Raw genomic sequence first — 25,977 nt, forward strand, 5'->3', positions numbered from 1 at the left:
ATAACTCCTATTCGGCATTAACTACTCTTAATATCTTCTCAATAAGGCTCAATGATTCATTCCCCTTTAGGTCACCATACTGCCTTACATAGCCGTTAGTCACACTTTTATATGTCACCACCTGATTTTCATAAGGATATACCATGCCATACTTTTCAATAGCCACTTTCCTTATATTTTCCAAATCAATGTCATTATACAAAGCGTTTTCAATATTATCATTTGTTATTTTAAGACTGTTTACTTCCCTGTTTATAGCCCTGGTCTCAATTTCAGTCTGCTTAACTTCATTGTAAACCCTTATATAGCCTATACTGATAACCACAAGCAAAGCCGCTACAATCATAAAGCCTGCAAAGCCAAAAAAATCAATGGAAGGTGCAGCCCCCATACCGGCATATCTTTCTATTTGCTTTTTAGGTGCCTTTACTGTTTCCGGCTGTCTTTCCGGCAAATATCTTCTTTTAGGGAGAGCACTACTCCTTACATTTAATGCCATCGAGCCATTGGTCAGACTTCTGTCTCTTTTTATACTTCTTACATTTCTTTTTTCACTCATTCTCTTCTCTCTTTCTGACAAAGATTCTAAGTTTAGAACTCTTTGCTCTCGGATTCCTTTCCGTTTCCTCATCAGACGGTATTAAAGGTTTTCTCGAAGCTACAAACCCTTTTGATTTTTTGCCGCAAACACATATTGGAAAATCAGGCGGGCAGGTGCAAGGTGACTCTGCTTTCTTAAAAGCGGATTTTACGATTCTGTCCTCCAAAGAATGAAAAGCAATAACTGCCATTCTTCCTCCGTCCGAAAGTATATCCAGCATCCCTTCGATCGATTCCTCCAAAACTCCGAGCTCCCTGTTAAGCTCTATTCTGATAGCCTGAAAGGTACGCTTTGCGGGATGCCCTCCGGTCAGTCTGTATTTTACGGGAATTGCCGATTTAATAATCTCTGCCAATTCTCCGGTGGTTTCAACCGGTTTATTTTCTCTGAAATCTATTATTTTAGCTACGATTTTAGCAGCAAATCTATCTTCTCCATAATCCCTTATTATACGGGTGAGTTCAGCCTGACTGTAATAGTTCACTATATCTCTGGCAGTCTTTTCCTGCCTTCTGTCCATTCTCATATCAAGAAGGGCATCTTCCATATATGAAAAGCCTCTTTCCGCATTGTCAAGCTGATGAGAAGAAACTCCCAAATCTAAGAGTATTCCATCTACCTGTTCTATGCCTAAACTTTGCAATACACTCACCATCTGAGCATAATTGCTTCTTACTATAATAACTCTGTCACCAAACTCCGAAAGTCTGGCACCGGCAGCCTTTATTGCAGCCTCATCCTGATCTATACCAATCAGTCTTCCGCCACTTACAAGCCTTTTAGCAATTTCATAAGAATGACCTCCGCCACCCAAAGTTCCGTCTACATATATTCCGTTTGGCTTTATGTCCAGTCCCTCTATAACCTCTTCCAGCATTATGGGAATATGTTTAAACTCTATGTTTTCACTCATAAACATATTCCTCCTTTCAAATAACACCCTCTATAATCAGCCTTATCTTAATATTTCTTCATTCAGTTTAGAAGCATCACATAAAATTCAGATTGTATTCTGCAAGGCGTTCCGCTATTTCATTGATGTCTCCAAATTCCGCATTATTATTGTCCCAAAGCTCTTTATCCCATATTTCTATTTTTCCCATCATTCCGACTATCATAACATTCTTTTCAATATTTACCTTTTCACGAAGTGTTGCAGGCAACAGTGTTCTTCCCTGTTTATCTATCTCGCTCTCAACCGCAGAAGCCAAAAAATATCTCTGCAATGCTCTGCTGTCCTTGTCTCCTCTGAGAGTAGAGAGCTGGTTGACAAAATCCTCCCATTTATTCATGGGATACATATATAAACAGCCGTCAAGTCCGAAAGTGATAATGAATTTTTCTCCAAGTTCTTCTCTGAACTTGGAAGGAACGATGAGCCTGCCCTTAGCGTCTACTGTATGCTCATAAGAACCGGTAAACATAAGAACACCTCCTCCCTTTTAAACCACTTTCTATATCTTAGTCACCACTTTACTCCACTTTTGTTACATTTTATTATAAATTTAACATTTTTGCAACAATACACATGTTCTGTTATAAGCATTTTAAAATACAAAAAAGCCCTCAATCCCTTATTTTAAGGGAATTTGAAGACTTTCTGTTTCTTAAATAATTATTTATTTTTTTATTTTTTTCTTAAAAGTAATCCTCTTATATACTATTATAATTGTGCTTATTATAAATAATGAGAACGCCAATACCTGTGATACGGCTATTCCTGTATTACCGATAGTAAGCTGATCTGTTCTCAGTCCTTCTATAAATGCTCTTCCAAGACCATAGCCGCCCATGTAAATCAGGAAAAGTTCACCCTCAAACTTCTTATGTTTTGTATATATCAGTATTATTATAAGAATAAACAAATTCCAAACCGATTCATACAGGAAGGTAGGGTGTACCTGAACAAAGCCGACATAACCTCCTTCTTCCGCCATTTCAAGCATCTTCCTCGTTATTGCATTTTGTGAAACATCATAGGTAGAAAGACGCATTGCCAGCAAATTATTAGTGTAATCACCAAAAGCTTCTCTGTTAAAGAAGTTTCCCCAGCGTCCTATAATCTGTCCCGTTAGAAGTCCTGCACAGGCAGTATCTGCAAGCAAAGTAAACTTCATTTTCTTAATTTTTGAGTATACAAAGGCTGTAGCTACACCACCTATAACACCTCCGTAAATAGCAAGTCCGCCTGCTCTCAGATTAAATATCTGTACAAGATCATCCTTATAATCATCCCAAGAAAATACCACATAGTATATTCTTGCCCCAATTATGGAAATAATTACCGCATACATGGCAAAGTCAAGATAAACTTCCTTATCCTGACCGGTTCTGGTTGCCTGAAAACTTGCAACTATATAACCCAGGGCTATACCTATTCCTATTATTATTCCATAAAAAGCTATATCAAACCTTCCAAACACAGATATACTCTTAGGAAGATTCTCAATTGTTATACCAAGATTTGGAAAAGAAATCGCATCTAATGCAAACATAGGCAATCTCCTTATACATTAAAGCGGAAAAGAACTATGTCTCCGTCATTCATAACATATTCCTTGCCCTCACTTCTTACAAGTCCCTTTTCTTTAGCAGCGGCCATACTTCCGCAAGCTATAAGATTATCATAGCTGACTACCTCTGCCCTGATAAATCCGCGTTCAAAATCTGTATGAATTTTTCCCGCCGCCTGAGGAGCCTTGGTGCCGGCTGTTATAGTCCAGGCCTTAGTCTCCATTTCTCCTGCCGTAATGTAGCTTATAAGTCCAAGAAGCTTATAACTTGCTTTTATTAACTTCTCAAGACCTGACTCAGAAAGTCCCAAGTCCTCCAAAAAGCTCTTTTTATCCTCATCATCAAGCTCTGATATTTCCTGTTCTATCTGTGCGCATACCACAAATACCTCTGAGCCTTCTTTTGCAGCTATATCTCTTACTTCTTTTACATACTGATTGTTTGCTCCGTCATCAGCCAAGTCATCATCCTTTACATTTGCCGCATAAATGACAGGCTTTGCTGTAAGGAGATTGTATTCAGCAAAGAATTTTTCTTCGTCCTCATCTTCTCTTTCAAAAGCCTTTGCAAGATTGCCGGCTTCAAGGAAAGCCATTAGCCTTACTATCATATCAAGTTCTTTTTTGTATATCTTATCCGCACTTACAGACTTAGCTACCCTGCTTTTTCTTCTTTCAAGCACTTCTATATCGGCAAATATAAGCTCAAGATTAATAGTCTCTATGTCTCTGCCAGGTGAAATAGAACCTTCTACATGGATAATATTGGTATCCTCAAAGCATCTTACTACGTGAACTATAGCATCTACTTCTCTTATATTTGCAAGGAACTGGTTTCCAAGTCCTTCTCCCTTGGATGCTCCCTTTACAAGTCCCGCTATATCTACAAATTCAATAGCCGCAGGCACTATTCTGCCCGAATTATGCATCTTTCCAAGCACATTAAGGCGTTCATCAGGTACCGCAACCACGCCTACATTCGGATCAATGGTACAGAATGGGTAGTTTGCCGATTCAGCCCCCGCCTTGGTTAATGAGTTAAATAATGTACTTTTGCCTACATTCGGCAGGCCTACGATTCCCAGTTTCATATATATTATATCTCCTTCGATTTTTCTTTGTTTTACGGGCTTTCTGTGGCATCAGCCACTAAGTCAATTTCCCTATTTTTTCAGCATCTGTTGTAGTAATATAAAATATGCTAAATATAACTTATTTATTATACCATTTTAATTTTTATTTCACAATAGTTTTGGTTTTTCATATTATCTCAGACTTTTATATTGTATGCTTTTTGCATATATTTTTTAGTGAAGTAATTTTATATGCAAAATACATATACCAAATAGATATATCTTTTTAATATAGGTGTAAGTATAATACTGTTATAAGGAGGTAAAAATCGTGTTTACTGTAGATAAAAAAGAAATAGGTCATCATATCGCAGACCTTATAAGTGAAAGCAGATTCAAAAGTGCACGCCGGTTTGGTATAGAGTATTTAAAAACTCGATATGGTTATGCGGATGCGGATGCAATTCCAAACATTCAAAACCGTATATGTCAGATAACCAAGGGAAACAAATGGATTCAGATAGAAGATCTTCCTATTTTTGCAGAGCTTCTCGGGGTATCTATCGAAAATCTTGTCAGTGCCGGAACTTCTTTCACAGAAACATCAAACCATGTAACTAATTACTCTATTGCTCATTCAGATAATCCAAAAGATTGGGAAGACTATATTCAAAGAAAAGATAAATTGTTTTTAAATCCTGATGAATATAATAAAACTGTCATTGATTATGCTCTGGAAGCAGGCAATTATCCCCTTCTTAAGTATCTCTTAGATTCCAAATATATTTGGTTTGTGGGAGATGACAAACAAGAATATCACGAGAGCTTCGGTGGATATGGCGCTTGTTTCGGTGCCGGAACAAGTATTAAGCGAAGAGATATTGGGCATACAGACAACTTAGATCTATGGTTAAAAGAAAAGGATGACCTTCGTTTTAAGCTGATGGCTTTGGCAATAAAGAATAAAGATTTTGATATGTTAGATCGTTTACATGCACGTGAAGTACCTATGCTTTATAAACTGTCCCATTTATACGGATGGCATCCTCATGAATACAAACTGCCACAGTCAAAGAATACTGAACAATTTATAACTAGCCTCGCATTATGTACAGACACAACTCTTTCATACTTCTTTGAACCATTCACTATAGAATCCGCTTATAGAGGTGAAAAAAACACATTCATCTTTCCTTATGCCGGGGTATTGCTTGAGCGAATGATTAAACAGAAAAAACAGAATGTTTCTTACTTTATAGAAAAGACAATAAAGCACAATAGAGATGTTTTGAATTTACTGAATAAAGCAATCAATGAAAGCACGAAATATTGCAACACTTATTATGAACGCTTAAAACTTTCTAACACATATACGAAACAGTTCATAAAAGCAGAGGCAACTAGAGACCTATACCTATATCCGGACATAGATTTTGTTGCTTTTACGTATCCATGCCTCATAGGAACAGAAGCAATCAAAGGCTTTATAACCAATGTTGTTCATATAACTGCTAAATCATCTGATTCTGAAGTACAGTTCTTGATTAATGAATTAAACTATACCTACGAATCTATTCAGAAACTTTACACAGAAAAGGAGGTTAAACATGTATAATCCTATTTTTAATTATGATAACGGAGATTTCATCTATCAGACTTCTGAAAATATGGGAATCGACTCAGATGGCGATATTCATATACGAATTGGCGACAATATATCTATGGATATGGATACCGGAGAGCTACATTTCAACTCCGGTTGGGAAGATGATTCTGATAATGATGATTTCTAAAGCAACGGGGCTGCTTTTAATAATCAAAAAGCAGCCCCGAATCAATACATTTATTACTTTTCGTTTACCTTTCTTTTTTTACCAATGACATATATTAAATGTCCAATACCGAGACCAATTAAGGAAATAATAATCCCGGCAGTAACCATTGAAAATTGCGGAACATTTATCTTACCGAAGCTAACATTATTTGCCATAGAAAATGTAGCATATTCCGATAACATATACATAATTCCGAATCCAACGGATGTAAACCATTTAGCTTTACCCCAGAAATTATTTTTACCAATCAACATAGATACAACAAATGTAGTTGTAGGCAGTATAATCCACAGGTACATAAGGGAGTATCCCATTGCATCACCCGGATCTAAAAAGAACCAAAACGCAATGATTGCAATCGCCCACACAATCAAATACGAAACAATTAAGATTATTTTAGATAACCTTGTTTTACTCTTTACCACATTTGTACTTTCATCAAGATACTCAACATAACTATTCATAGACGTTTCTCCTTTCAGTAGATAGTCAAGGCTAACTTTAAATAAGTCGCTCATCTTAAGCACACTGATAATATCCGGATATGATTTCTCATTTTCCCAATTGGATATTGTCTGTCTGCTGACACCAAGAGATTCAGCTACCTGTTCTTGAGTGAAGCCAGCTTCAGTTCTTGATTTTTTAATTTTGCTCCCTATTTCCATTATCCTTTCTCCTATCGATATGTTTTTTGATACATTTATTTTATTGTTTGTGTATCAAAACGTCTATCAAATCACTTGTACATTGTTAAAAATTCGTGTCAAAATTCTTTTACATTATGGTATTTTTGCTGATTTCAAAAATAGCCTATAATCTCTTAGATAAACAAAGAGTGTATAGGCATTAGCATAGCACATATAATCTAACTATTCTCTTTTTTCACTTTGATTAAATCTTACTCATTTGGCATTATTAATGCTGCAATAATATAAGCAAGAACCCCACTTCCGCCAAGCAAGCAGAAAACTACCCAAAGAATCCTTACAACATTTGGATCTAAGTCAAAATATTCTGCTATTCCGCCACATACACCAAGTAATCTTCTATCAGGACTCTTTACCAATCTCTTCATATTTATTACCTTCCTTTTATTAAATAATACGATAATTTTATCATAGAGGGGCTGTTTTTTCAATCACTGCAATATTAACATTATCTTATGAATTTGTTAACTTTTTCCTCTATTCCCAAGCCTTCCATACATCCGGCTGATAGCCAAGAGTGGACTGCCTGCCATTTCTTACAATCGGGGTTTTAATCACCTGTTGGTTTTCAAGAATGGTTATAAGCTTATCCTCATCCGCAATATTTTTTATGAGCGCCAACGCATCTTTATCTTTTGCATCAGGGTTTAGCATATTATCCACTCCACCGTTTTTCTCGGCAACAGAAGTAAATTCCCCCTTACTCATACCTTTTTCTTTCATATCCACAAACTGATATTTTATTCCCCGTTCCTTAAAATAACGTTCTGCTTTTTTAGTATCATTGCATTTCTTAGTTCCAAAAATCTGTATATTCATAATCCCTACTCCAATATATATTCAAACATTTCATATTTAAGCTTGCTTCCCTCTGATATTTCTTCCGGAAGCAGAGCCCTTGCAACAAGTTTTACATCATCTGACTCAATGTCAATTCTCTTAAGATTTGCATAATCACCGTCTATACTAACCACTTCATAATACCGGGTTTCCATCATGTTTCTCCTTTTAATATGATATCATTTATTTTCCATTTTTTAAACTTGAACAATCAATATTTATATCAGTATTTTAACAATGTCCTATAAAGTTGTTTTTTATAATTATATTGTCCTGACTTTTACCACCCTCTTCAATACTTCTTCCACAATAATTCCTATCAATGCTCCTGTAATAATTCCTATAAACATAAGATAGGAAAGATAGGAAAATACTGCCGGAAGTTTTAATAATACCATTGCACAAAAAAGCTGACCTATATTGTGCGCCACTCCTCCCGCCATACTGACTCCGGCTATTCCAAAGAAATCTGTTTTTTTAAGGAGAAGCATAACCACAAAGCTTAAAATCCCACCTGAAAGCCCATAAATTGCACTGTAAGGATTCCCAAAGGTAAATCCAACTAAGATTATCCTAATTACAGAAACCGTAATTCCTGCCCTTGCTCCTCCGGTATAAAGGGCTATAAGTACAACTATATTGGCCAATCCAAGCTTCATACCGGGCACATGAAAGTTAAACGGAATAAGCACCTCTATATAGCTTGCTATAAAAGCCAATGCTACAAGTATTCCGTAAAGTGAAACTCTTTTTGCCACAGTATCCTCCTAACCTGAAACTCCGTCTATAACCGGTTCATCTTCTTTGCTATCGACTATCTTAACTACGACTCTGTTTGGAAGGCAGACCAGCATTTCTCCTGCCCTGCTTATTTTTCCCTGTTTCATACATTGTTTGTCAGGGCAGCTTGCTTCGGAAATATAAGCTTTTCCTGACTTTATCACAAGGGTATTGGTTCCCAAATGAGAGCCGCTAAGTTCATACGTTGCATCCTTTTTAAGCGGATACTCCGCTATTTTCTTTCCATCAACAGATACAACTACTTTCTTATTTCCGGTATCCGAGGAAACATTTGTTAAATCTATAACAAATAATATTAAAGCGACTGACAGCAAAATCAGCCCCAAAATAATATCATGTTTTCTTTTTTTCTTGTTCTTATCCATAGTCTGTATTTACAACTCCATAATTAGTGCAATTTTTATACTTTTGACACTTGTATTAAATTATACGCAAAAAACCGATTGAAAGTCAATCTCAGACTAATCAATCGGTTTAGCTATAACACAAACAATTATTCTATTTATTTCTTCTCAATTCTTCCCTGCTTAACAAGAAGCTCAGCTATAAGCACAGCTCCGCCCGCTGCTCCTCTTAGGGTATTGTGTGAAAGTCCCACAAACTTATATTGGAAAAGGCTGTCTTCACGAAGCCTTCCCAAAGAAACTCCCATTCCTCTCTCATAATCTACATCAAGAGCCACCTGAGGGCGGTTATCCTCCTCAAGATACTGAATGAAATTCTTTGGAGCACTCGGAAGTTCAAGCTCCTGCGGAAGTCCCTTAAAGCTTTTCCATTTTGCTATCATTTCTTCCTTGGAAGGTTTCTTTTCAAAATCCACAAATACAGCTGCTGTATGTCCGTTAAGCACAGGTACTCTTATACACTGGGTTGTAATAAGCGGAGCCTCAGCCTTAACTATAACTCCGTTTTCAATATGTCCCCAAATACGAAGAGGTTCCTGCTCACTCTTTTCTTCCTCACCGCCGATATAAGGAATAATATTGCCAACCATTTCAGGCCAATCACTAAAGTTCTTGCCCGCACCGGAAATAGCCTGATAAGTTGTTGCTACTACTCTTACAGGGTTAAACTCTTTAAGCGCATGGAGTGCAGGTGTATAACTCTGGATTGAGCAGTTCGGCTTAACTGCAATAAATCCTTTCTTAGTTCCCAGTCTCTGCTGCTGAAACTTAATTACTTCAAGATGTTCAGGGTTGATTTCAGGTACCACCATAGGCACATCAGGTGTCCATCTGTGAGCTGAGTTATTAGAAACTACAGGAGTCTCAGTCTTAGCATAAGCTTCCTCTATAGCCTTAATCTCGTCTTTAGTCATATCTACCGCACTAAATACAAAATCAACCTTAGCACTGACTTTTTCAACGTCATTTACATTATCTACTATTAAACCCTTTACCTTCTCAGGCATAGGAGTATCCAGCTTCCATCTGCTTCCTACGGCCTCTTCATAAGTCTTTCCTGCACTTCTTGGAGATGCAGCTACACAGACTACATCAAACCATTCATGGTTTTCAAGCAGAGAAAGAAATCTCTGACCTACCATACCTGTTGCACCAAGCACACCTACTTTTAACTTTTCCATATTTATTCTCCTTGTCTTTCAGACGCGAACATTTGTCTTTTTTAGTATAACCGCTATACTACTACTTTTGCAGTTAAATTTCAAGGATATTTTTAATTTTTTAAAATTTTAGCAAAACTTTACAAAGGTATGCGGACTATTTTTCATTTTTAATATACTATGACACAAGTTTCAGCAGTATTCATTATCTTTTAATTCCTGAAAATATGTGCAAGCCGTCCTATAGCGCATTAAGGCCTGCATATTTTACAAGGTACATACCCACTGTCTATAAGTTCTTTTCTATTGTCAGACTTATACATATTCTTAGCTTTCATCAACTTTACACTCCTGCAGGTACTCAGATGAAATTTCTTAGTATTAGTATTGGCAATATAATGGACACTTACTTTTACTCCGTTATCAACCACTACCTTCTTAGATTTTTTAGACTTACGGTCATTTTCCTTTTTACTTTGTTTATTCTTATTTGCCACTACCTCGCTTTCAGGTTGGCTACTTCCGTCTTTATAGTTAATCCTGATTCCCGGCTGTACATTGTAACAGTATACGTTAAAGGAGACTCCTTTTCCGTTATCCTCTACAGACTCTGCCTCCATCTGAACACCGCGTGCAACTAAATCACTTCCCTTAAATATCGGTCTTACTCTATAAAGCACATGATTTCCTGTTGCATTTACATAGTCTGCAACCTCGTCCTCAAAAGGAAGCATTCCTTCTACATTGAAGTATCTGGTACCGGTTATAAGATTTTTTTCATTGGCATTTTCACCGGCCAGCTTATAAGCAATCAAGTGACAACGGTTGTATAAGTATCTGTCTTCTATTATTTTTTCATACTTAACTGTATGCCAGCCGCTTGGACGTACCTCACGTATAGACTCTCTTGGCTTGGTTGGCATAAGCTCTTTACTTACATTGGCAAAAGCTGTTCCGCATCTTCCGTACTTATCCAACTCACTGTATTCTTCGACTCTTTCCTTGTCTTTTTCCGAAAATGAAGGTTTCCCGCCATTAATTACTACATAAGGAGTCCCACTGTACTCAGGTATTGATTTAATGTCAATACTGCTTTTAGACTCTGTCTCAGCATAAGTTTTTACATTACTGATATTTTTTAACGGGTTAAAATCTTTCAGTCCGGTTCCTGCAAAAACTATCCCAATGACAGAAAGAAGAACGAGTAAACTTGTTTTCATTTTTCTCATAGCGGCTTTCTCCTAAATGTAAATATTGACACTTTCTATATCCCAAACATCAGTTTTATTGTAACAGTTTTTAAATAGATTTACAAGCCGGAAAATCTTTCAAAAAATATAGTTTTATCTCTTTCCCACATTTCTTGTTGCAACTACTGCAATCCCGGTTCCCGCACAGTTTTCTATAATAATATCTCCAATTTTCACGGGAGCCACAACTTCAGCCTTAAAAATATCTGCCATACAATCAAATATCTTATCTTTAGGTATATCAGTTTCCGTCTTTACAGACACCCTCATAAGCTCACCGTTCTTCACCCTGACAGATGATGTCACCACTCTTCTCGGATCGGTTACTTCCTTTTTGGCATATATTTCTCCCCGCTTACAGTTATTTCCTGTTACTTTTATCTCCCCTTTTTCCACAGATACTGTCATCTGACAGCCCATAGGACAGGAAATACAGGTCAATTCTCTTTTTTCCATATCAGTCCTCCTCCAGACAAACTCTGATACCTGAAAGTCCGTCTATAGCTTTAAGTTTAACTTTTTCAAGCAAAACTTCTTCCATTTCACCCGGCGCCAGTATCTTCTTCTTTTTATGAATAATCCTCTCATCTCCTGCATATACCGAGATAAATTTATCTTTATACACGTCTCCCACCCTAAAACGTACCTTAAGCCTGTCCTTCATAGACATAACATTGACTTTTTGAGGAACTGTGTATCTTACGCCATTTTCAGCCTTTATATTTATATAATCCTGCTTATTTTCTGATATATTACAGACTGCTTTAAATTCATTGCTTACTTTTACATTATTTAGATCAGAAATTAATGTTCTTACACTATCCGGGCTACTGCAGACAACCTGATTAAGTACATATTCTGCTGCATTTTCTCCGGCTATTGCCGCTTCTTCGGATACAAAGTCAACAAGGTCATGTACATGAAGTACATTGCCACAGGCAAAGATTCCTTCTACACTTGTAGTGAGACTATCATTTACAACTGGTCCTCCAGTAATATTGCTAAGCTCAACTCCTGCTGATTTTGAAAGCTCATTTTCAGGTAAAAGTCCCACTGATAAGAGCAAGGTATCACAAGTATAATATTCCTCAGTTCCTGCAACAGGCTTTCTGTCATTTCCAACCTTAGCTATAGTTACACCTGTCACCCTCTTTTTACCATGAATCTTAACTACCGTATGACTTAAGAGGAGAGGTATTCCAAAATCATCAAGGCACTGAACTATATTTCTCTTGAGACCTCCCGAATACGGTAAAAGTTCGGCTACCAGCTTTACCTTCGCTCCCTCAAGAGTCATCCGCCTTGCCATAATAAGTCCTATGTCACCCGAACCAAGTATAACAATCTCTTTTCCAACCTGTTGTCCTTCTATATTTATAAGGCGCTGAGCTGTGCCTGCCGAATACACACCGGCCGGTCTAAAACCCGGTATATTTAGTGCCCCTCTCGGCCTTTCCCTACAGCCCATAGCCAGAATAACTGCCTTCGCTTTTATGTTTATAAGTCCATCTTCTTCATTTACAGCAGCAATTTCAAGTTTGTCACTTATGCTTAAAACCATGGTATTTAGCTTATATGGAATATTTTCTTCAGTCGCTTTCTCTATATATCTTGCAGCATATTCAGGCCCTGTAAGTTCTTCCTTAAAAGTATGGAGACCAAATCCGTTATGAATGCACTGATTTAATATTCCACCAAGACAACTGTCTCTTTCAAGAATAAGAACATCATTTACCCCTGATTTCTTTGCTGCTATGGCTGCTGCAAGCCCCGCCGGACCTCCTCCTATAATAACTATATCCCTGCACTCCATTTATTCGTCCTCCTTAGATACCAAAAGCTCTGAACCCGGCGCATTCTTTGTTACTTTATCAATCGGAATGTGAGCATATTCCGAAAGTAACTCCATAGCTCTCTGTGTACAAAAACCTGCCTGACATCTGCCTGCTCCCTGCCTAACCCTTCTTTTAAGACCATCCAGAGAAGTTGCTCCGAGAGTCCTTGTAATTGCATCTATAATTTCAGCTTCGCTTATTTCTTCGCAACGGCAGACTATTTTCCCATACTTAGGATTCTCTTTAATCAGTTCAGCTCTTTTTTCACCGAGAAGCAGAGCTGCTTTTACAATTCTTTTACGTTTTCCGTTCCAGTTAAGCTTGACCTTAGCTTCTGCCCTATCCGCAATCTGTTCAGCCAGAAATTTTCCTATAGCCGGTGCACTTGTAAGTCCCGGAGATTGAATACCGGCTGCATCAAAGAAGCCTTCGCAATCATCTGCTTCTCCTATAACAAAGTCACCCCCTGCTTCTGCTGCCCTCAGTCCGCTAAATGAGGTTATTATCTGCCTAAACGGAACATCCCTTACGCTCTTCCCTGACATTTCAAGCACATAGGCAAGGTCTGCTGCAGTAGTTTCATTTCCTTCCCTATCATCGGTTTCAGTGGCTGTAGGGCCTAGCATCGGATTTCCATGTACGGTAGGTGTAACCAATATACCCTTTCCTTTGCTGCTTGGTAGCTGAAATACAGTACGCTTTACAAAACCGTCAAGCCCTTTATCAAGCAGACAATAATCACCCTTTCTAGGCTTTATCTGAAGCTTGTGGCTGCTTACGAAATTATGCATTGTATCCGCATATACTCCGGCAGCATTTACTATGTATTTAGCCCTTATTTCACCCCTGTTCGTTGTAATAATAAAGTCAGTCTCTATTTTTTTAATATTCTCTACCTTGGTTAAAAACCTGAATTCCACGCCATTATCGCAGGCATTTTCTGCAAGTGCTATGGTAAGTCCGAATGGGCAGACTATACCACCCGTAGGAGCTAAGAGAGCCGCCACAACTTCATCTGTGACTTCCGGCTCTATCCTTCTTACCTCATCACCTTCTATAATTCTAAGTTCCTTAACTCCATTTTCCCTGCCTCTTTCAAGAAGTTCCGTGAGTTTATATCTGTCAGCATCGTCAAAACAAAGCACCAGGGAACCATTATTTTCAAATTCAAAATCCAGTTCTTTTGCAAGCCCAGGCATCATCTTACTGCCTTCAACATTGAATTTCGCTTTATTGGAACCCGGCTTGGCATCATGTCCTGCATGCACTATTCCGCTGTTTGCTTTAGAAGTACCCGAACATACATCTTCTTCTTTCTCAAGTACAGCCACCGAAAGCTCATATCTTGAAAGTTCTCTGGCTACCGCAGAACCTACTACTCCTGCCCCTATAATTACCACATCATAACTTCCCATAATATTTTCCATAGGTTTCTCCTTTTATTAAAAGATGAGCTTCACACAAATTCCACCTGTGATTTGTACCATAAGACAAACTTCCCTACCAAGAACTTCGCATACCTTAGATAGATTTTGATTATCGTGAAATTCCTGAGGAATTTCCTAGCTAACTAAAAAAGCACACCAAAACAGAAGATTTCTCTCCTTCTTTGGTGTGCTCTCTTTATCTCTGCACAACTTATTGATTTTATTATACTCTTTTTAGCCCAAATGTTCAATAGTTGCTTATTTTATGTTAGAATAAAAACGGTATAATGATATTTTTAAGGATTGCGTGAATCATAGCTATAGTAACCTTATATCGCAAGAACTAAAAAATAAGTTAAATTTGTCACTACCTGCTTATGCTTTGAGTAAAGTGAAAGGAGCAATTAAAATTATGGTTAAAAAAATTATCGTACTTTGTGCATTTACTGTTATGCTATTTGGATGTGGCGGGCAGACTGCACCAAAAGCTTCATTAAAAACCACATCATCTGCCAATACTACCGATTTAGATAATACAATTACAACATCTGCTTCATCTAAAAATCCGGCAGATAACTCCGGTTCGGAAAAAAATATTTCTGAAACAACCGATGAAACACCTTCCTTTATCAATCCTTCGGGCAAAACCCTGATTAAACGTATTTTAACTCCTGAAGGCTATAAGAGGATTAAGGCTAAAAAGGGAAGCTTTTCTGCATTTTTAAGAAATTACAAACTAAAGCCTGATGGCAGTCCCGTACTTTTATACAACGGAAATGAAAAAGGAAATCAGTCTGCCCATATAGCAGTTTTTAAACTTCCTATAGAAAATGAAGACCTGCAACAATGTGCTGACTCAATTATGAGAATTTACGGAGAATATTATTACAAGAATAAGGCATACAATAAAATTACTTTCCCTCTCGGAACCGGCTTTGTGGCTGATTTTGATAAATGGAGAAGGGGCTATGCCATAAGCATAAACGGAAACAGCATTTCCTGGGTTGCTTCTTATAAGAATAATAGCAGCTATGACTCCTTCAAAAGATTTATGCGTATAGTTTTTGCTTATTCAGGTACTTTAAATATGGACTATGCCTCTAAAAAGATAAAGCTTTCGCAAGCAAGGGTTGGGGATATATTTATAAGAGGCGGAAGTCCCGGTCATGTAGTTATGATTGCAGATATCTGTAAAAATGCAGAGGGCAAGAAAGCCTATCTTTTAGCACAGGGATATTTACCTGCTCAGGAATTCCAGGTTCTTAAAAATCCTCTTCATGAAGAAGACCCCTGGTATTATGAAGAGGAAATAAAATACCCCCTCAGAACTCCCGAATACAGTTTTGAGAAAGGGAGTTTGAGGAGATATAAGTAAAAACAGAGAGGTTTTGTCCTCTCTGTAACTTTAATGTTTTAATTAAAACTCAAACTTCTCTCTGAAATAATTTCTAAGCTCTGATATAGCAACTCTTTCCTGCTCCATGCTGTCTCTGTCTCTTACAGTAACCATACCGTCCGTTTCTGAGTCAAAGTCGTAAGTAATGCAGAATGGAGTACCTATTTCATCCTGTCTTCTGTATCTCTTACCGATAGCACCTCTGTCGTCATACTCGCAGTTCCAGTCTTTAGACAGCTCTGCAAATACCTTTTCAGCTCCTTCACCAAGTTTCTTGGAAAGAGGAAGTACTGCAACCTTTACAGGAGCAAGGAAAGGATGGAAACGAAGTACTGTACGCACATCTCCGCCCTCAAGCTCTTCCTCATCATAAGCACCGCAAAGGAAGGCAAGAGTTACTCTGTCTGCACCAAGAGAAGGCTCTACTACATAAGGAATGTATTTCTCCTTCTTCTCATCATCGAAATATTCCATAGGCTCACCGGATATTTCCTGGTGTCTGCCAAGGTCATAGTCAGTTCTGTCAGCTATACCCCAAAGCTCGCCCCAGCCAAATGGGAACAAGAACTCGATATCGGTAGTTCCCTTTGAATAAAAGGAAAGTTCCTCAGGATCATGGTCACGCAGGCGCATTTCTTCTTCCTTCATACCAAGAGAAATAAGCCAGTCTTTACAGAACTGTCTCCAATAATGGAACCACTCCATATCAGTACCCGGCTCACAGAAGAATTCAAGTTCCATCTGCTCAAACTCTCTGGTACGGAAGGTAAAGTTTCCCGGTGTAATCTCATTTCTAAATGACTTACCTATCTGACCTATTCCAAAAGGTATCTTCTTTCTGGATGTACGCTGTACATTCTTAAAGTTTACAAAGATACCCTGTGCAGTTTCAGGTCGAAGATAAACTACAGCCTTACTGTCCTCCGTAATACCCTGAAAAGTCTTAAACATAAGGTTGAACTGGCGGATATCGGTAAAGTCATGCTTACCGCAGCTTGGACAAGGAATTTCATTCTCATCCACAAAGCTCTTCATTTCTTCATTTGACCAGCCGTCAACCGAACTTCTTAAGGTTATTGTTTTTTCTTTTGCAAAGTCTTCAATGAGCTTATCAGCCCTGAATCTTTCGTGGCAACACTTACAATCCATAAGCGGATCAGAGAAACTTCCAAGATGCCCCGATGCCACCCAGGTCTGTGGGTTCATAAGAATGGCACAGTCAACTCCCACATTGTAAGGGCTTTCCTGGATAAATTTTTTCCACCAGGCCTTCTTTACATTGTTTTTCAGCTCTACTCCCAGGTTACCGTAATCCCAAGTGTTGGCAAGTCCCCCATATATCTCCGAGCCCGGATATACAAAACCTCTTGCCTTAGCCAAAGCTACAATTTTCTCCATTGTCTTTTCCATAAGTCTACCTCTCTTTCTCTGATTCACTTTATTGTTTATTTTTTAACAATCATTTAGAATATACTACCACAGCTTTGTTACCCTCGTCAACTCTTATATGATGTTCATCCTCCGGGGTACCGCCTGAATAATATTTAATCTTATTGCCTGTCTGGAAAAGCATAGGTCCTTCTATTACCGCTATGTTATATTTATCTGTAAGAACTTCCGCTGCTGCCTTTTTTACGTTCCCCTCTGAACCTGCCTCTGTAAAAGTAAGTTCTCCGAATTCTGACAATGCCTCGGATACAGTAGGGAATTTTGTATTGTTCTCTCCCTTTTTACTGTTAAAAGCCGTATATACCTCAGCACTCTTAAAAGTAAGAACTACTCTTACCTTGCCGCCTTTTAACTCTATTTCACTGAGTACCGCAGCCTTTTCACCATACTTTTTATTGTAAGCACTTAACTCGGAAGTAATATAACCCTTAAGTTCATCAAGCTTTAAATATTTCTCCTTAAAATCCTCCACATAGGCTACCTGTCCACTGCCATCGCTCCTCATATAAAGAATTTCCTCTTTAATATCTTCTACCTTTATCTCTTTTGGCATACTGTTGCAAGAAGACAGTGCAACTGTAGCGGTCACTAACCCCAAGGCTAACAGGGTTCTTTTTCTCATGTTCATACCTCTCTTATCATTTCCAAAGATTTAAACTGAATATCGGTATTTAAATCCCGGTATTCTTCGGCAAGCTTAATAAATTCCCTTTTTGACTCGGCTTCCAAGTCAAACGAAAACAGCTTGGTTATGTCTGTAACAGCAATCATTTTTATTGCATAGACAGTTGAAGGCTTTAGTTTTTTACCAAGAAATATCCCTTCATCTATACTAGGCATTATACCCTCTATTTGAAATATTTTCCACTCAAATATTGCTTTAATAAACTCCGGTGTAAGCTTGTCCACCTTTGCTTCAAGTGCTTTAAAAGCCATATATATCAAGTTTATAAGGTTTTTTTCTCCAATATTTTCCCTGGAAAAATATGATGCCAGTTCTAAAAAATAAAACCCGTAATAAACTCTGTCTATATCCGTTTTAAGTTCATTAAAATAATTAACTATTTTTACCTCAACCAAGGTATAAGCATTTTTACCTGAAATAAGCTTAAATGTACCGAAGGTAAGCGGATCTGTGCCTGCAAGGAGCTTACTGTTAGTCCTCCTTGCCCCTCTTGCAAAGGCATGAATCCTTCCGAGTTCTGCTGTTATAATCACAACACGTTTATCATATTCACCTATGGGCATACAGGAAACCACTACTCCCGATACCTCTATTTCATCTGCCAAGGGTTACTCCTCTTTATATCCAAAATTCTTCATAAGAGAATCCGAATTTCTCCAGTCCTTCTTTACCTTAACCCAGAGATTAAGGTTTACCTTCATTCCAAGAAGGTCTGAAATCTGATGCCTTGCATTTGTACCTATTTCCTTTAGCATAGCACCCTTTTTCCCTATGATTATACCCTTATGAGAATCTCTTTCACAAAAAATGGTCGCCTCAATGTTCATTATATTTTTATGGCTGTGTCTTACCGATGTATCTTTTTCTTCCTTCATACTGTCAATCACAACCGCAACTCCATGCGGTACCTCATCCTTAAGACGTCTTAGAGCCTGTTCTCTTATAAGCTCTGCGGTAATCTGTCTCTCAGCCTGATCTGTAACCACATCCTCGTCATAGTACATAGGTCCTTCGGGAAGTAAATCAAATACAGTCTCAAGAAGATCCTCTTTATTTTCACCTGTTGCCGCTGATACAGGTACACAGGCTTTAAAGTTCACCATATCCTTGTATTTATCAATTACCGGAAGCAGCTCACCCTTCTCTACGGTATCAATCTTATTGACCACCAGGATAACAGGGGTTTTGGTTGCAGATAAAAGCTCCGCAATATGCTGCTCCCCCTTGCCGATAAATGTAGTCGGCTCTACAAGCCACAGTACTACATCTACTTCCGAAAGCGTTCTTTCTGCCACCGAGTCCATATATTCGCCCAGTTTATTCTGAGCCTTATGGATACCCGGTGTATCCAAGAAAATAATCTGTCCTGTCTCATCTGTGTATACAGTCTGAATTCTGTTTCTGGTAGTTTGAGGTTTTGAAGATGTAATCGCTATCTTCTGACCTATAAGGTTATTCATAAGAGTTGATTTACCCACATTAGGACGCCCGATAAGGGTCACAAAGCCTGACTTAAATTTTCCCATTCATTCTCCCCTGCATTTTAATTATGACAATAGGCTTGATACTTCATCAAACTTATCCGCATTTTCTTTGATTTTTGCCTCTGAACCTACAACAACCATAACCTTTTCATCAAGCACAGCCTTGACATATTTTGCCATCTCCCTCAAATCAGCTGCTGTAGTATTTATCATTTCATTTCTTGACTTCTTTATACAAGCTTCGTTTATTTCACTCATATAAGCATTAAACGACCTCTCACCATCCGCAAAAGGAGTCAAAGGAATATCGGCACTTCCAACCGCTCCGATTACAAACTTTGTAACTTCTTTTTCATCAGCTTCAAAGTTCTCAAGATAACGAACCATGTTCTCATAAACTTCATTAGTTTCCATAAGCTTTGGATCTCTGTAGGATGAGAAATTTGAATCACCGTTCCTGTTAAACTTGCTGTAACAGCCATAGGCTCCGCCCTTAACCCTTACATTTACCCAAAGATATTCATAACTTAAAAGTACATTTAGTACATTTAACACTCCTGTATAAGGAAGGCCTGCATCTACAAAGTTTCCGGCTCTGCTTACATACTGAACCTGTCCTGAGGCTGTATAGCCTTTTGCCAGTAAACCGGACTTTTTATTTGCTTTTATCTTATCTATCTCAAGCTTTATTTTTTCACAGAGTAAGCTTTCTCCCGTCTTATCTCCGTTCGGAATTTCTTTAACTATCGCTTCAAGCTTGCCTGCTGCCTCATCATAATTTTCTTCATCAACAGTAAGACTTATGATTAACCTCTCTTTTACAAAATATTTTTTAATAAGAGAATTTAACTTCTTATATAATTCTTCTTTCTCTGAATCAAAATTTTCTGCTAAATTTTTCACAAATTTATAATAACTTAAGCCCGAAAGTTTTTCACCCATTCTTGCATCTACTGAGAAATGTGACTTCGCAATAAGTGCTGACATCCTGTCTCCGCTTGTCTCAAAATCCATTTCCATTCCGGACAGGTTTTCTCTGAGGATTTCAACTATTCTCTTATCACTTTCCTTGTTTATCTTAGAGGTATAAAGCATTTCAAGGATGAGAGGAAGCCCCATAGCCGCCTGCGAAACCAAAGACTTAAAGCTTACTGAATAGTTTAACAACACCTTATTCTTATCAGTATTATTTGTATAGACTTCAATATTCGTGTGGATACCGCCTGTATACATAAGTGTTTCTGAGACATAATCGGAATACCCTCTTTTTTCAGTATCTATAAGACCGAGAATATCCGACAAAATACCAAAATACTTAAGCTCCTCTGCTGACATGTCACTTATATCAAAATTAAGCCTTAAATACATAATCTTATTGGTATTTACCTTATGCCAGATTAAAGGAGCATTAAGCAGCTCTTTTTCAATATTTTTAAGTGGTTTGATATCCGGTGAAATATCACTTCTTTCAAGAGTCGGAAGCTTTTCCATATCTTCTGCCGAAGAAGGTTCCTCCTGAAAAGCTCTCAGTTTCTCAGCCCTTTCTTTAAGTAAAGCTATATCCTCTTCGCTGAGAGAAGCCCTATATTTTTCAAGCTTTTCCTTCAGCTCTTTTTCAAATTTTTCATTTTTATTTTTCTCAGGTACGAGGGTAAATACAACCTTATGCTCATTTTCAAGCAGATATGTCTTTATTAAGTCCTCAAAATATCCGGTTCCTATCTTGGCTCTGAGCAAATCAAAGTTCTGACCTGCATCTGCAAGGTCAAACACCATATTGTCATCATAGAGCCAGGTTGTATACATATTGATTCCGATAAGAAGTCCTGCAGGATATCTTCCCGCATCCTGTTCACGATATTTAAATTCACTATAGTTTATTGCGGATGTAAGCTTCTTCTCATCCACTCCCTCTGCTACAATCTTCTTTAAGGTATCTTCTATTATTTGTACAAACTCATCTTTTCTCTCTGCCTCAGTTCCTGTTGCATGTATGGAAAAATTCGGCTGAAGCATATGTATAGAAAGGCTTGAGGATATTTCTTTTCCTATTCCTGCCTCTATAAGTGCCTTCTTCACAGGTGCGCCGGGAGCATCCATAAGTACAAATCTTAGAAGCTGTAAGGCTCCTATGGTAAAGGTATCTGTAGCAATACCCGTAACCACATTGTAGGAAAGGAAGGTCTTTTCCTTAGTATCTTCACTTTCAGCTATCGAATAGCTATCGGTGAAATCTTTGCTTACAGGCTTTTGAAGAGGAATATCCGACTTTGGATCTATTTTGTCAAAATCTGATAAATACTCTTTATCAAGGAAATCAAGTCTTTCTTCAATATCAAAGTTTCCATGTAAAATAATATATGAGTTTGAAGGGTGATAAAAACGCTTATGAAAAGCCACATAATTCTCGTAAGTAAGCTCAGGTATAACCTCAGGATCTCCACCTGACTCTATTCCGTAAGGAGAATCAGGATAAAGAGCCTCTCTTACACGCAAATCCTCCACCTCATCAGGCGAAGAAAAAGCTCCCTTCATTTCATTATAAACTACTCCATTAATCTTAAGCTCCCCTGTTTCTTCATCAAGCTCGTAATGCCAGCCTTCCTGCTCAAATATAGCTCTGTTGGTATATAGATTAGGATAAAAAACCGCATCCAGATACACATTCATAAGATTCTTAAAATCCTTGTCATTACAACTTGCAACAGGGTAAATAGTCTTATCGGGATAGGTCATGGCATTTAAAAAAGTATTCAGCGAACCCTTTGCCATTTCAATAAACGGATCTTTTGAAGGATATTTTTTTGAACCGCAAAGTACAGTATGTTCTACTATATGGGCTACACCTGTAGAATCTTCCGGCGGAGTTCTAAAACCTATTGAAAACACCTTATTCTCATCTTCATTGGAAATAAGAGCCAGCCTAGCTCCGCTTTTTTTATGTTTAAGGTAAATTCCAAGTGCCTTTATATCTTTAAGTTCCTTAGTAAAAACTAACTCATACTCCTGGGGTATATTCACTTCCTCTATGTTTTTAATGCTCTTGCTCATTTAAAATATCCTCTCTGCTTTCTCTTTTACTATTATAAAAAATATGTTAAAATCTAATATTGTCATACTATCTAGTTTACCATAATTACGAAGTTTTGCAAGGAGAAGTATAAATGAAAACCTGTTTTAAACCCATTTTTTCTGTTTTTATATCTTTACTTTTAATGCTGGTATCTGTAGCCTTTTCTGCTACAGCGGTTTTATACTTTCGTCCCTTATACTATGGTATGATTAATAAGTTTGTAGGCAAAAACAATCTCAGTTTTAATCAAATAAAGGAAAACTATGATGTTCTTATAGACTATAACTCATTTTGGGGACCTGATAAGCTCAAATTCCCTTACCTTCCTTCTTCAGAAAATGCACTTACACATTTTGAAGAAGTGAAAGCTATTTTTCTTGAATTTCAAATTATCTTAATAATAGGATTAATAGCGACAGTTATACTCATCTTCCTTTATAAAAAACTCTATAGAAGCTGTGAATATCTCCTTGTAGGAGGACTTATTACAATTATTATTCCTTTTACTCTGGCTGTATTCATTTACGCAAACTTCAATAAAGTCTTTGTTGCCTTCCACAAACTTGCATTTAACAATGATTTCTGGATATTTAATTATAAAACCGATCCTATTATTACATTTTTGCCGGAAAATTTCTTTATGCTTTGTGCCATAGCCATAGTCGTGCTGGTATTTCTGCTTGGCATAATTATGCTTTTTATATACTGTAAGAAAATCAAAAAACAATAAAACCTAAAAAAGGATATAAATATAACCAATTGCTCAGTTATATCTATATCCTTCATTTTTAATTATCCTGTTCCTTGCAAATTTCCCTTATTTTTCTTGCCATATCCTTCATCCTGTCAGTAGCGTTTTTAGACATAATAACTGTCTCAAGATATCTAAGGGAATCATGCTTTTTACCAAACTTTCTGCCGGTATCCGCCATAATAATACACAGAGTATTTTCATCCATTCCGCAAATAGGGAACTTCTCATTCATATATGCATCACTGAAGCCATCATAAGCATTTTTAAGATAATTCATCTCTTCTTTTTCCAGTTTTTCATACTTTGCAGCATAATCAGGAGCTTCCTTATCTAAAGTCTCCTTCATGCCTCTGGTGAGCCAGGCAAGTTTTAAACAGATATAAGCCTTTTCACTGTTTCTTCCGCACTTAATAACCGTAGAAAGTAAGGCAAGCTGAGTTCTTTCAATCGCATCTTCATAGGAGTAGGTTTTCTTGGTTTCATCTATTCCCTTAAATTTAGCTGTGATTTTTTCTCTTATATCCTTAATATATCTGTCACCGATTGAATCAAAATTTTTAATCAAACCGGCATATCCGCATTTAGAGCAAACTATTGCATCATACTTTGTTGCATCGGTGTATTTATATATAGGGCGTAAATCACTGTCAAGTCTTACCAATGTATTTCTTCCTACTTTTATTGCCTTTGCCTTAAAATTTGAGGAACAACAAGGACATTTATAAGTTTTATCAAAAAGTACCGATTCCTCAGAAACTTCCACAGCAACACCTCCTACATCTTCTTCATTAGGCTTACTTTCTTTTCTTTTCCCTTTTCTTTTTCTTGAAATATATCTATATTTTCAAGATTGCCTAAGCCAAATTTCTCCAGTCCACTTAATATGCCGGACATTCTTTCCTCCTTAAACTACCACCACTTTTATGCTTTCAAAGGATTATAAGAGCTCTTAAGTGATACTATCCTATTGAATACAGGCTTTTCAGGCTTAGAATCTTTAGAATCCAAGCAGAAAAATCCGTTTCTTACAAACTGATACTGCTCTACCTCTGTTGTCTCTTTCAGACTTTCTTCAACATAAGCATTATTTATTACAGTAAGAGAATTCGGATTTAAATTTAACTCTCCATCCTCGTTGTAAACACCTTTTTCCTCGTCTACAATATTCTCATATAGTCTTACTTCGCAAGGAACTGCATGTGCAGCACTTACCCAGTGAATGGTCCCTTTCACCTTTCTGCCCTCGAATCCGCTTCCGCTCTTGGTTTCAGGATCATAGGTACATCTGATTTCTGTAACTTTTCCGTTTTCGTCCACATCATAGCCTGTGCAGGTTACAAAATATGCATTCATAAGTCTTACTTCATTTCCGGGGAAGAGTCTGAAATATTTCTTAGGCGGATCTATCATAAAGTCTTCACGCTCTATGTAAAGCTCTCTGCTAAAAGCAAGCTTTCTGCTGCCTAAGGCTTCATTTTCAAGATTGTGTGGAGCATCTAACCACTCTGTTTCACCCTCCGGATAATTTTCAATCACAAGTTTAACCGGATCAAGCACAGCCATTACACGCTTCTTCTCAAGCTTAAGTGTTTCCCTTATGCAATACTCAAGCATAGCATAATCAGAAGAAGCATTACTCTTGGTTACTCCCGAAAGTTCCATAAACAGTTTGATTGACTCAGGTGTATATCCCCTTCTTCTAAGCGCACTTATTGTTACAAGTCTCGGATCATCCCAACCGTCAACTATACCTGTATCTACAAGCTTCTTTATGTATCTCTTACCCGTTACCACATTGGTAAGATAAAGCTTTGCAAATTCTATCTGCTTAGGTGGATTCTCATACTCAAGCTCCCTTGTCACCCAGTCATAAAGAGGTCTGTGATCCTCAAATTCAAGGGTACAGATAGAATGTGTAATCCCCTCTTCCGCATCTTCGATTGGATGTGCAAAGTCATACATAGGGTAAATGCACCACTTATCACCTGTATTATGATGTGTCATCCTTGCTATTCTGTAAATAACCGGATCTCTCATATTCATATTAGGGCTTGTCATATCTATCTTTGCACGTAAAACCTTGCTTCCGTCAGGGAATTCACCGTTTTTCATTCGTTCAAATAAATCAAGATTCTCCTCTATACTGCGTTCTCTATAAGGTGAATTCTTGCCAGGTTCTGTAAGAGTGCCTCTGTACTCTCTGATTTCATCGGCAGATAAATCACAGACAAAGGCTTTTCCCTTCTTTATCAGCTTAATAGCAGCCTCATACATTTTATCAAAATAATTGGACGCAAAGAAGCATCTGTCCTCAAAATCAGCGCCAAGCCACTCCACATCAGCTTTGATTGAATCTACAAATTCAGTTTTTTCCTTGGTAGGATTGGTGTCATCAAATCTGAGGTTAAACTGTCCGCCATATTGTTTTGCAAGTCCGTAGTTTAAAAGAATGGACTTAGCATGCCCTATATGTAAATATCCGTTCGGTTCAGGCGGAAATCTGGTTATTACCTTCTTAGTCCTGCCCTCTGCTATATCCTTATCAATAATGTCTTCAATAAAATTCCTAGATACTCTCTCTGTATTCTCTTCCATAAAGAAGCCTCCATTCAATATACATATCCTAAATATACTATCATAAAAACAGTCTTGCCGCAACAATTCCTGCTGTTTTTTACAATATTTAAACC

27 protein-coding genes are annotated in these 25,977 nt (G+C 37.6%); 4 read left to right on the top strand and 23 right to left on the bottom strand.

The window, feature by feature from the left end:
• Positions 1–7 precede the first annotated feature (7 nt).
• The 5 genes from GCWU000282_RS16100 to ychF all read right to left on the bottom strand — a co-directional run bounded on the left by GCWU000282_RS16100 (position 8) and on the right by ychF (position 4,205).
• On the bottom strand, positions 8–559 hold the full coding sequence (locus GCWU000282_RS16100) for a hypothetical protein (protein ID WP_023355725.1): 552 nt from the start codon (positions 557–559) through the stop codon (positions 8–10).
• On the bottom strand, positions 552–1,502 hold the full coding sequence (gene rsmH / locus GCWU000282_RS13535) for a 16S rRNA (cytosine(1402)-N(4))-methyltransferase RsmH (protein WP_035041255.1): 951 nt from the start codon (positions 1,500–1,502) through the stop codon (positions 552–554). The genes GCWU000282_RS16100 and rsmH overlap by 8 nt, the downstream gene beginning before the upstream one ends.
• Before the next feature lie 88 nt (positions 1,503–1,590).
• Positions 1,591–2,025, bottom strand: coding sequence for a division/cell wall cluster transcriptional repressor MraZ (gene mraZ / locus GCWU000282_RS13540; protein WP_023355727.1), 435 nt, complete (start codon positions 2,023–2,025; stop codon positions 1,591–1,593).
• A gap of 195 nt (positions 2,026–2,220) precedes the next feature.
• Positions 2,221–3,096 (bottom strand): prolipoprotein diacylglyceryl transferase, encoded by an 876-nt coding sequence (gene lgt, locus GCWU000282_RS13545; RefSeq protein ID WP_023355728.1) that lies wholly within the window; start codon positions 3,094–3,096, stop codon positions 2,221–2,223.
• A gap of 11 nt (positions 3,097–3,107) precedes the next feature.
• Positions 3,108–4,205, bottom strand: coding sequence for a redox-regulated ATPase YchF (gene ychF, locus GCWU000282_RS13550; RefSeq protein ID WP_023355729.1), 1,098 nt, complete (start codon positions 4,203–4,205; stop codon positions 3,108–3,110).
• Positions 4,206–4,518: 313 nt separating this feature from the next.
• On the opposite strand from ychF, the gene GCWU000282_RS13555 reads away from it, so the two are divergent.
• Entirely contained in the window at positions 4,519–5,802 is a 1,284-nt protein-coding gene (locus GCWU000282_RS13555; protein WP_023355730.1) for a hypothetical protein, read from the top strand.
• Positions 5,795–5,980, top strand: coding sequence for a hypothetical protein (locus GCWU000282_RS13560; RefSeq protein WP_023355731.1), 186 nt, complete (start codon positions 5,795–5,797; stop codon positions 5,978–5,980). The genes GCWU000282_RS13555 and GCWU000282_RS13560 overlap by 8 nt, the downstream gene beginning before the upstream one ends.
• A 53-nt stretch (positions 5,981–6,033) precedes the next feature.
• On the opposite strand, the gene GCWU000282_RS13565 is transcribed toward GCWU000282_RS13560, so the two are convergent.
• From GCWU000282_RS13565 to GCWU000282_RS13615, 11 genes are all read right to left on the bottom strand, one after another.
• Complete coding sequence (locus GCWU000282_RS13565) at positions 6,034–6,687, bottom strand: helix-turn-helix domain-containing protein (protein WP_023355732.1); 654 nt, start codon at positions 6,685–6,687, stop codon at positions 6,034–6,036.
• Positions 6,688–6,920: 233 nt separating this feature from the next.
• Positions 6,921–7,097 carry a PspC domain-containing protein gene (locus GCWU000282_RS13570; protein WP_035041108.1) on the bottom strand — a complete coding sequence of 59 codons (177 nt, stop codon included), beginning with the start codon at positions 7,095–7,097 and terminating at the stop codon, positions 6,921–6,923.
• Between the two features lie 109 nt (positions 7,098–7,206).
• Positions 7,207–7,548, bottom strand: a complete 342-nt coding sequence (locus GCWU000282_RS13575; RefSeq protein WP_023355734.1) for an arsenate reductase family protein — start codon at positions 7,546–7,548, stop codon at positions 7,207–7,209.
• Positions 7,549–7,553: 5 nt separating this feature from the next.
• Positions 7,554–7,724 carry a hypothetical protein gene (locus GCWU000282_RS13580; protein WP_035041111.1) on the bottom strand — a complete coding sequence of 57 codons (171 nt, stop codon included), beginning with the start codon at positions 7,722–7,724 and terminating at the stop codon, positions 7,554–7,556.
• A gap of 108 nt (positions 7,725–7,832) precedes the next feature.
• A complete protein-coding gene (locus GCWU000282_RS13585) occupies positions 7,833–8,327 on the bottom strand; it encodes a Gx transporter family protein (RefSeq protein WP_023355736.1) in 495 nt (164 codons plus the stop codon).
• A 9-nt stretch (positions 8,328–8,336) separates the two neighbouring features.
• On the bottom strand, positions 8,337–8,735 hold the full coding sequence (locus GCWU000282_RS13590; protein ID WP_023355737.1) for a NusG domain II-containing protein: 399 nt from the start codon (positions 8,733–8,735) through the stop codon (positions 8,337–8,339).
• A gap of 137 nt (positions 8,736–8,872) precedes the next feature.
• Positions 8,873–9,955, bottom strand: a complete 1,083-nt coding sequence (gene asd / locus GCWU000282_RS13595; RefSeq protein ID WP_023355738.1) for an aspartate-semialdehyde dehydrogenase — start codon at positions 9,953–9,955, stop codon at positions 8,873–8,875.
• 230 nt (positions 9,956–10,185) lie between these two features.
• On the bottom strand, positions 10,186–11,163 hold the full coding sequence (locus GCWU000282_RS13600; protein WP_023355739.1) for a DNA/RNA non-specific endonuclease: 978 nt from the start codon (positions 11,161–11,163) through the stop codon (positions 10,186–10,188).
• A 114-nt stretch (positions 11,164–11,277) separates the two neighbouring features.
• Complete coding sequence (locus GCWU000282_RS13605) at positions 11,278–11,640, bottom strand: DUF1667 domain-containing protein (protein WP_035041115.1); 363 nt, start codon at positions 11,638–11,640, stop codon at positions 11,278–11,280.
• A 1-nt stretch (position 11,641) separates the two neighbouring features.
• On the bottom strand, positions 11,642–12,997 hold the full coding sequence (locus GCWU000282_RS13610) for an NAD(P)/FAD-dependent oxidoreductase (RefSeq protein WP_023355741.1): 1,356 nt from the start codon (positions 12,995–12,997) through the stop codon (positions 11,642–11,644).
• A complete protein-coding gene (locus tag GCWU000282_RS13615; protein WP_023355742.1) occupies positions 12,998–14,446 on the bottom strand; it encodes an NAD(P)/FAD-dependent oxidoreductase in 1,449 nt (482 codons plus the stop codon).
• 412 nt (positions 14,447–14,858) lie between these two features.
• On the opposite strand from GCWU000282_RS13615, the gene GCWU000282_RS13620 reads away from it, so the two are divergent.
• Positions 14,859–15,821 carry a DUF4846 domain-containing protein gene (locus GCWU000282_RS13620; RefSeq protein ID WP_156913159.1) on the top strand — a complete coding sequence of 321 codons (963 nt, stop codon included), beginning with the start codon at positions 14,859–14,861 and terminating at the stop codon, positions 15,819–15,821.
• A gap of 42 nt (positions 15,822–15,863) precedes the next feature.
• Here the strand turns inward: GCWU000282_RS13620 and GCWU000282_RS13625 are convergent, their stop codons facing one another.
• Genes GCWU000282_RS13625 through GCWU000282_RS13645 form a run of 5 tightly spaced genes read right to left on the bottom strand, consistent with a single transcriptional unit; the run spans position 15,864 to position 22,511 of the window.
• The gene (locus tag GCWU000282_RS13625) at positions 15,864–17,252 is read right to left on the bottom strand and encodes a glycine--tRNA ligase (protein ID WP_023355744.1); all 1,389 of its coding nucleotides are present in this window, start codon (positions 17,250–17,252) and stop codon (positions 15,864–15,866) included.
• Positions 17,253–17,301: 49 nt separating this feature from the next.
• On the bottom strand, positions 17,302–17,913 hold the full coding sequence (locus tag GCWU000282_RS13630; RefSeq protein WP_035041118.1) for a hypothetical protein: 612 nt from the start codon (positions 17,911–17,913) through the stop codon (positions 17,302–17,304).
• Between the two features lie 2 nt (positions 17,914–17,915).
• The gene (gene recO, locus GCWU000282_RS13635; protein WP_035041121.1) at positions 17,916–18,581 is read right to left on the bottom strand and encodes a DNA repair protein RecO; all 666 of its coding nucleotides are present in this window, start codon (positions 18,579–18,581) and stop codon (positions 17,916–17,918) included.
• 3 nt (positions 18,582–18,584) lie between these two features.
• The gene (gene era / locus GCWU000282_RS13640) at positions 18,585–19,502 is read right to left on the bottom strand and encodes a GTPase Era (protein ID WP_023355747.1); all 918 of its coding nucleotides are present in this window, start codon (positions 19,500–19,502) and stop codon (positions 18,585–18,587) included.
• Between the two features lie 21 nt (positions 19,503–19,523).
• Positions 19,524–22,511, bottom strand: a complete 2,988-nt coding sequence (locus tag GCWU000282_RS13645) for an insulinase family protein (protein ID WP_023355748.1) — start codon at positions 22,509–22,511, stop codon at positions 19,524–19,526.
• A gap of 113 nt (positions 22,512–22,624) precedes the next feature.
• Here GCWU000282_RS13645 and GCWU000282_RS13650 point away from each other — a divergent pair, with 113 nt between their 5' ends.
• The gene (locus tag GCWU000282_RS13650; RefSeq protein WP_023355749.1) at positions 22,625–23,263 is read left to right on the top strand and encodes a TIGR01906 family membrane protein; all 639 of its coding nucleotides are present in this window, start codon (positions 22,625–22,627) and stop codon (positions 23,261–23,263) included.
• A 58-nt stretch (positions 23,264–23,321) separates the two neighbouring features.
• On the opposite strand, the gene GCWU000282_RS13655 is transcribed toward GCWU000282_RS13650, so the two are convergent.
• Both GCWU000282_RS13655 and GCWU000282_RS13660 read right to left on the bottom strand, forming a co-directional pair.
• Entirely contained in the window at positions 23,322–24,050 is a 729-nt protein-coding gene (locus tag GCWU000282_RS13655; protein ID WP_023355750.1) for a DUF2225 domain-containing protein, read from the bottom strand.
• A gap of 158 nt (positions 24,051–24,208) precedes the next feature.
• Positions 24,209–25,882, bottom strand: a complete 1,674-nt coding sequence (locus tag GCWU000282_RS13660; protein WP_023355752.1) for a glutamine--tRNA ligase/YqeY domain fusion protein — start codon at positions 25,880–25,882, stop codon at positions 24,209–24,211.
• Positions 25,883–25,977: the final 95 nt, after the last annotated feature.

The sequence above is a fragment of the Catonella morbi ATCC 51271 genome (assembly GCF_000160035.2).
Classification (GTDB): domain Bacteria; phylum Bacillota; class Clostridia; order Lachnospirales; family Lachnospiraceae; genus Catonella; species Catonella morbi.

Coding starts and splice junctions, on each gene's coding strand:
- GCWU000282_RS13610 (WP_023355741.1), bottom strand. CDS start 12,997: ATGGAGTGCAGGGATATAGTTATTATAGGAGGAGGTCCGGCGGGGCTT.
- GCWU000282_RS13650 (WP_023355749.1), top strand. CDS start 22,625: ATGAAAACCTGTTTTAAACCCATTTTTTCTGTTTTTATATCTTTACTT.
- GCWU000282_RS13660 (WP_023355752.1), bottom strand. CDS start 25,882: ATGGAAGAGAATACAGAGAGAGTATCTAGGAATTTTATTGAAGACATT.
- GCWU000282_RS13625 (WP_023355744.1), bottom strand. CDS start 17,252: ATGGAAAAGACAATGGAGAAAATTGTAGCTTTGGCTAAGGCAAGAGGT.
- mraZ (WP_023355727.1), bottom strand. CDS start 2,025: ATGTTTACCGGTTCTTATGAGCATACAGTAGACGCTAAGGGCAGGCTC.
- GCWU000282_RS13570 (WP_035041108.1), bottom strand. CDS start 7,097: ATGAAGAGATTGGTAAAGAGTCCTGATAGAAGATTACTTGGTGTATGT.
- GCWU000282_RS13560 (WP_023355731.1), top strand. CDS start 5,795: ATGTATAATCCTATTTTTAATTATGATAACGGAGATTTCATCTATCAG.
- GCWU000282_RS13615 (WP_023355742.1), bottom strand. CDS start 14,446: ATGGAAAATATTATGGGAAGTTATGATGTGGTAATTATAGGGGCAGGA.
- GCWU000282_RS13580 (WP_035041111.1), bottom strand. CDS start 7,724: ATGGAAACCCGGTATTATGAAGTGGTTAGTATAGACGGTGATTATGCA.
- GCWU000282_RS13645 (WP_023355748.1), bottom strand. CDS start 22,511: ATGAGCAAGAGCATTAAAAACATAGAGGAAGTGAATATACCCCAGGAG.
- GCWU000282_RS13565 (WP_023355732.1), bottom strand. CDS start 6,687: ATGGAAATAGGGAGCAAAATTAAAAAATCAAGAACTGAAGCTGGCTTC.
- GCWU000282_RS16100 (WP_023355725.1), bottom strand. CDS start 559: ATGAGTGAAAAAAGAAATGTAAGAAGTATAAAAAGAGACAGAAGTCTG.
- GCWU000282_RS13590 (WP_023355737.1), bottom strand. CDS start 8,735: ATGGATAAGAACAAGAAAAAAAGAAAACATGATATTATTTTGGGGCTG.
- GCWU000282_RS13600 (WP_023355739.1), bottom strand. CDS start 11,163: ATGAGAAAAATGAAAACAAGTTTACTCGTTCTTCTTTCTGTCATTGGG.
- asd (WP_023355738.1), bottom strand. CDS start 9,955: ATGGAAAAGTTAAAAGTAGGTGTGCTTGGTGCAACAGGTATGGTAGGT.
- GCWU000282_RS13605 (WP_035041115.1), bottom strand. CDS start 11,640: ATGGAAAAAAGAGAATTGACCTGTATTTCCTGTCCTATGGGCTGTCAG.
- GCWU000282_RS13575 (WP_023355734.1), bottom strand. CDS start 7,548: ATGAATATACAGATTTTTGGAACTAAGAAATGCAATGATACTAAAAAA.
- ychF (WP_023355729.1), bottom strand. CDS start 4,205: ATGAAACTGGGAATCGTAGGCCTGCCGAATGTAGGCAAAAGTACATTA.
- era (WP_023355747.1), bottom strand. CDS start 19,502: ATGGGAAAATTTAAGTCAGGCTTTGTGACCCTTATCGGGCGTCCTAAT.
- lgt (WP_023355728.1), bottom strand. CDS start 3,096: ATGTTTGCATTAGATGCGATTTCTTTTCCAAATCTTGGTATAACAATT.
- GCWU000282_RS13630 (WP_035041118.1), bottom strand. CDS start 17,913: ATGAGAAAAAGAACCCTGTTAGCCTTGGGGTTAGTGACCGCTACAGTT.
- GCWU000282_RS13620 (WP_156913159.1), top strand. CDS start 14,859: ATGGTTAAAAAAATTATCGTACTTTGTGCATTTACTGTTATGCTATTT.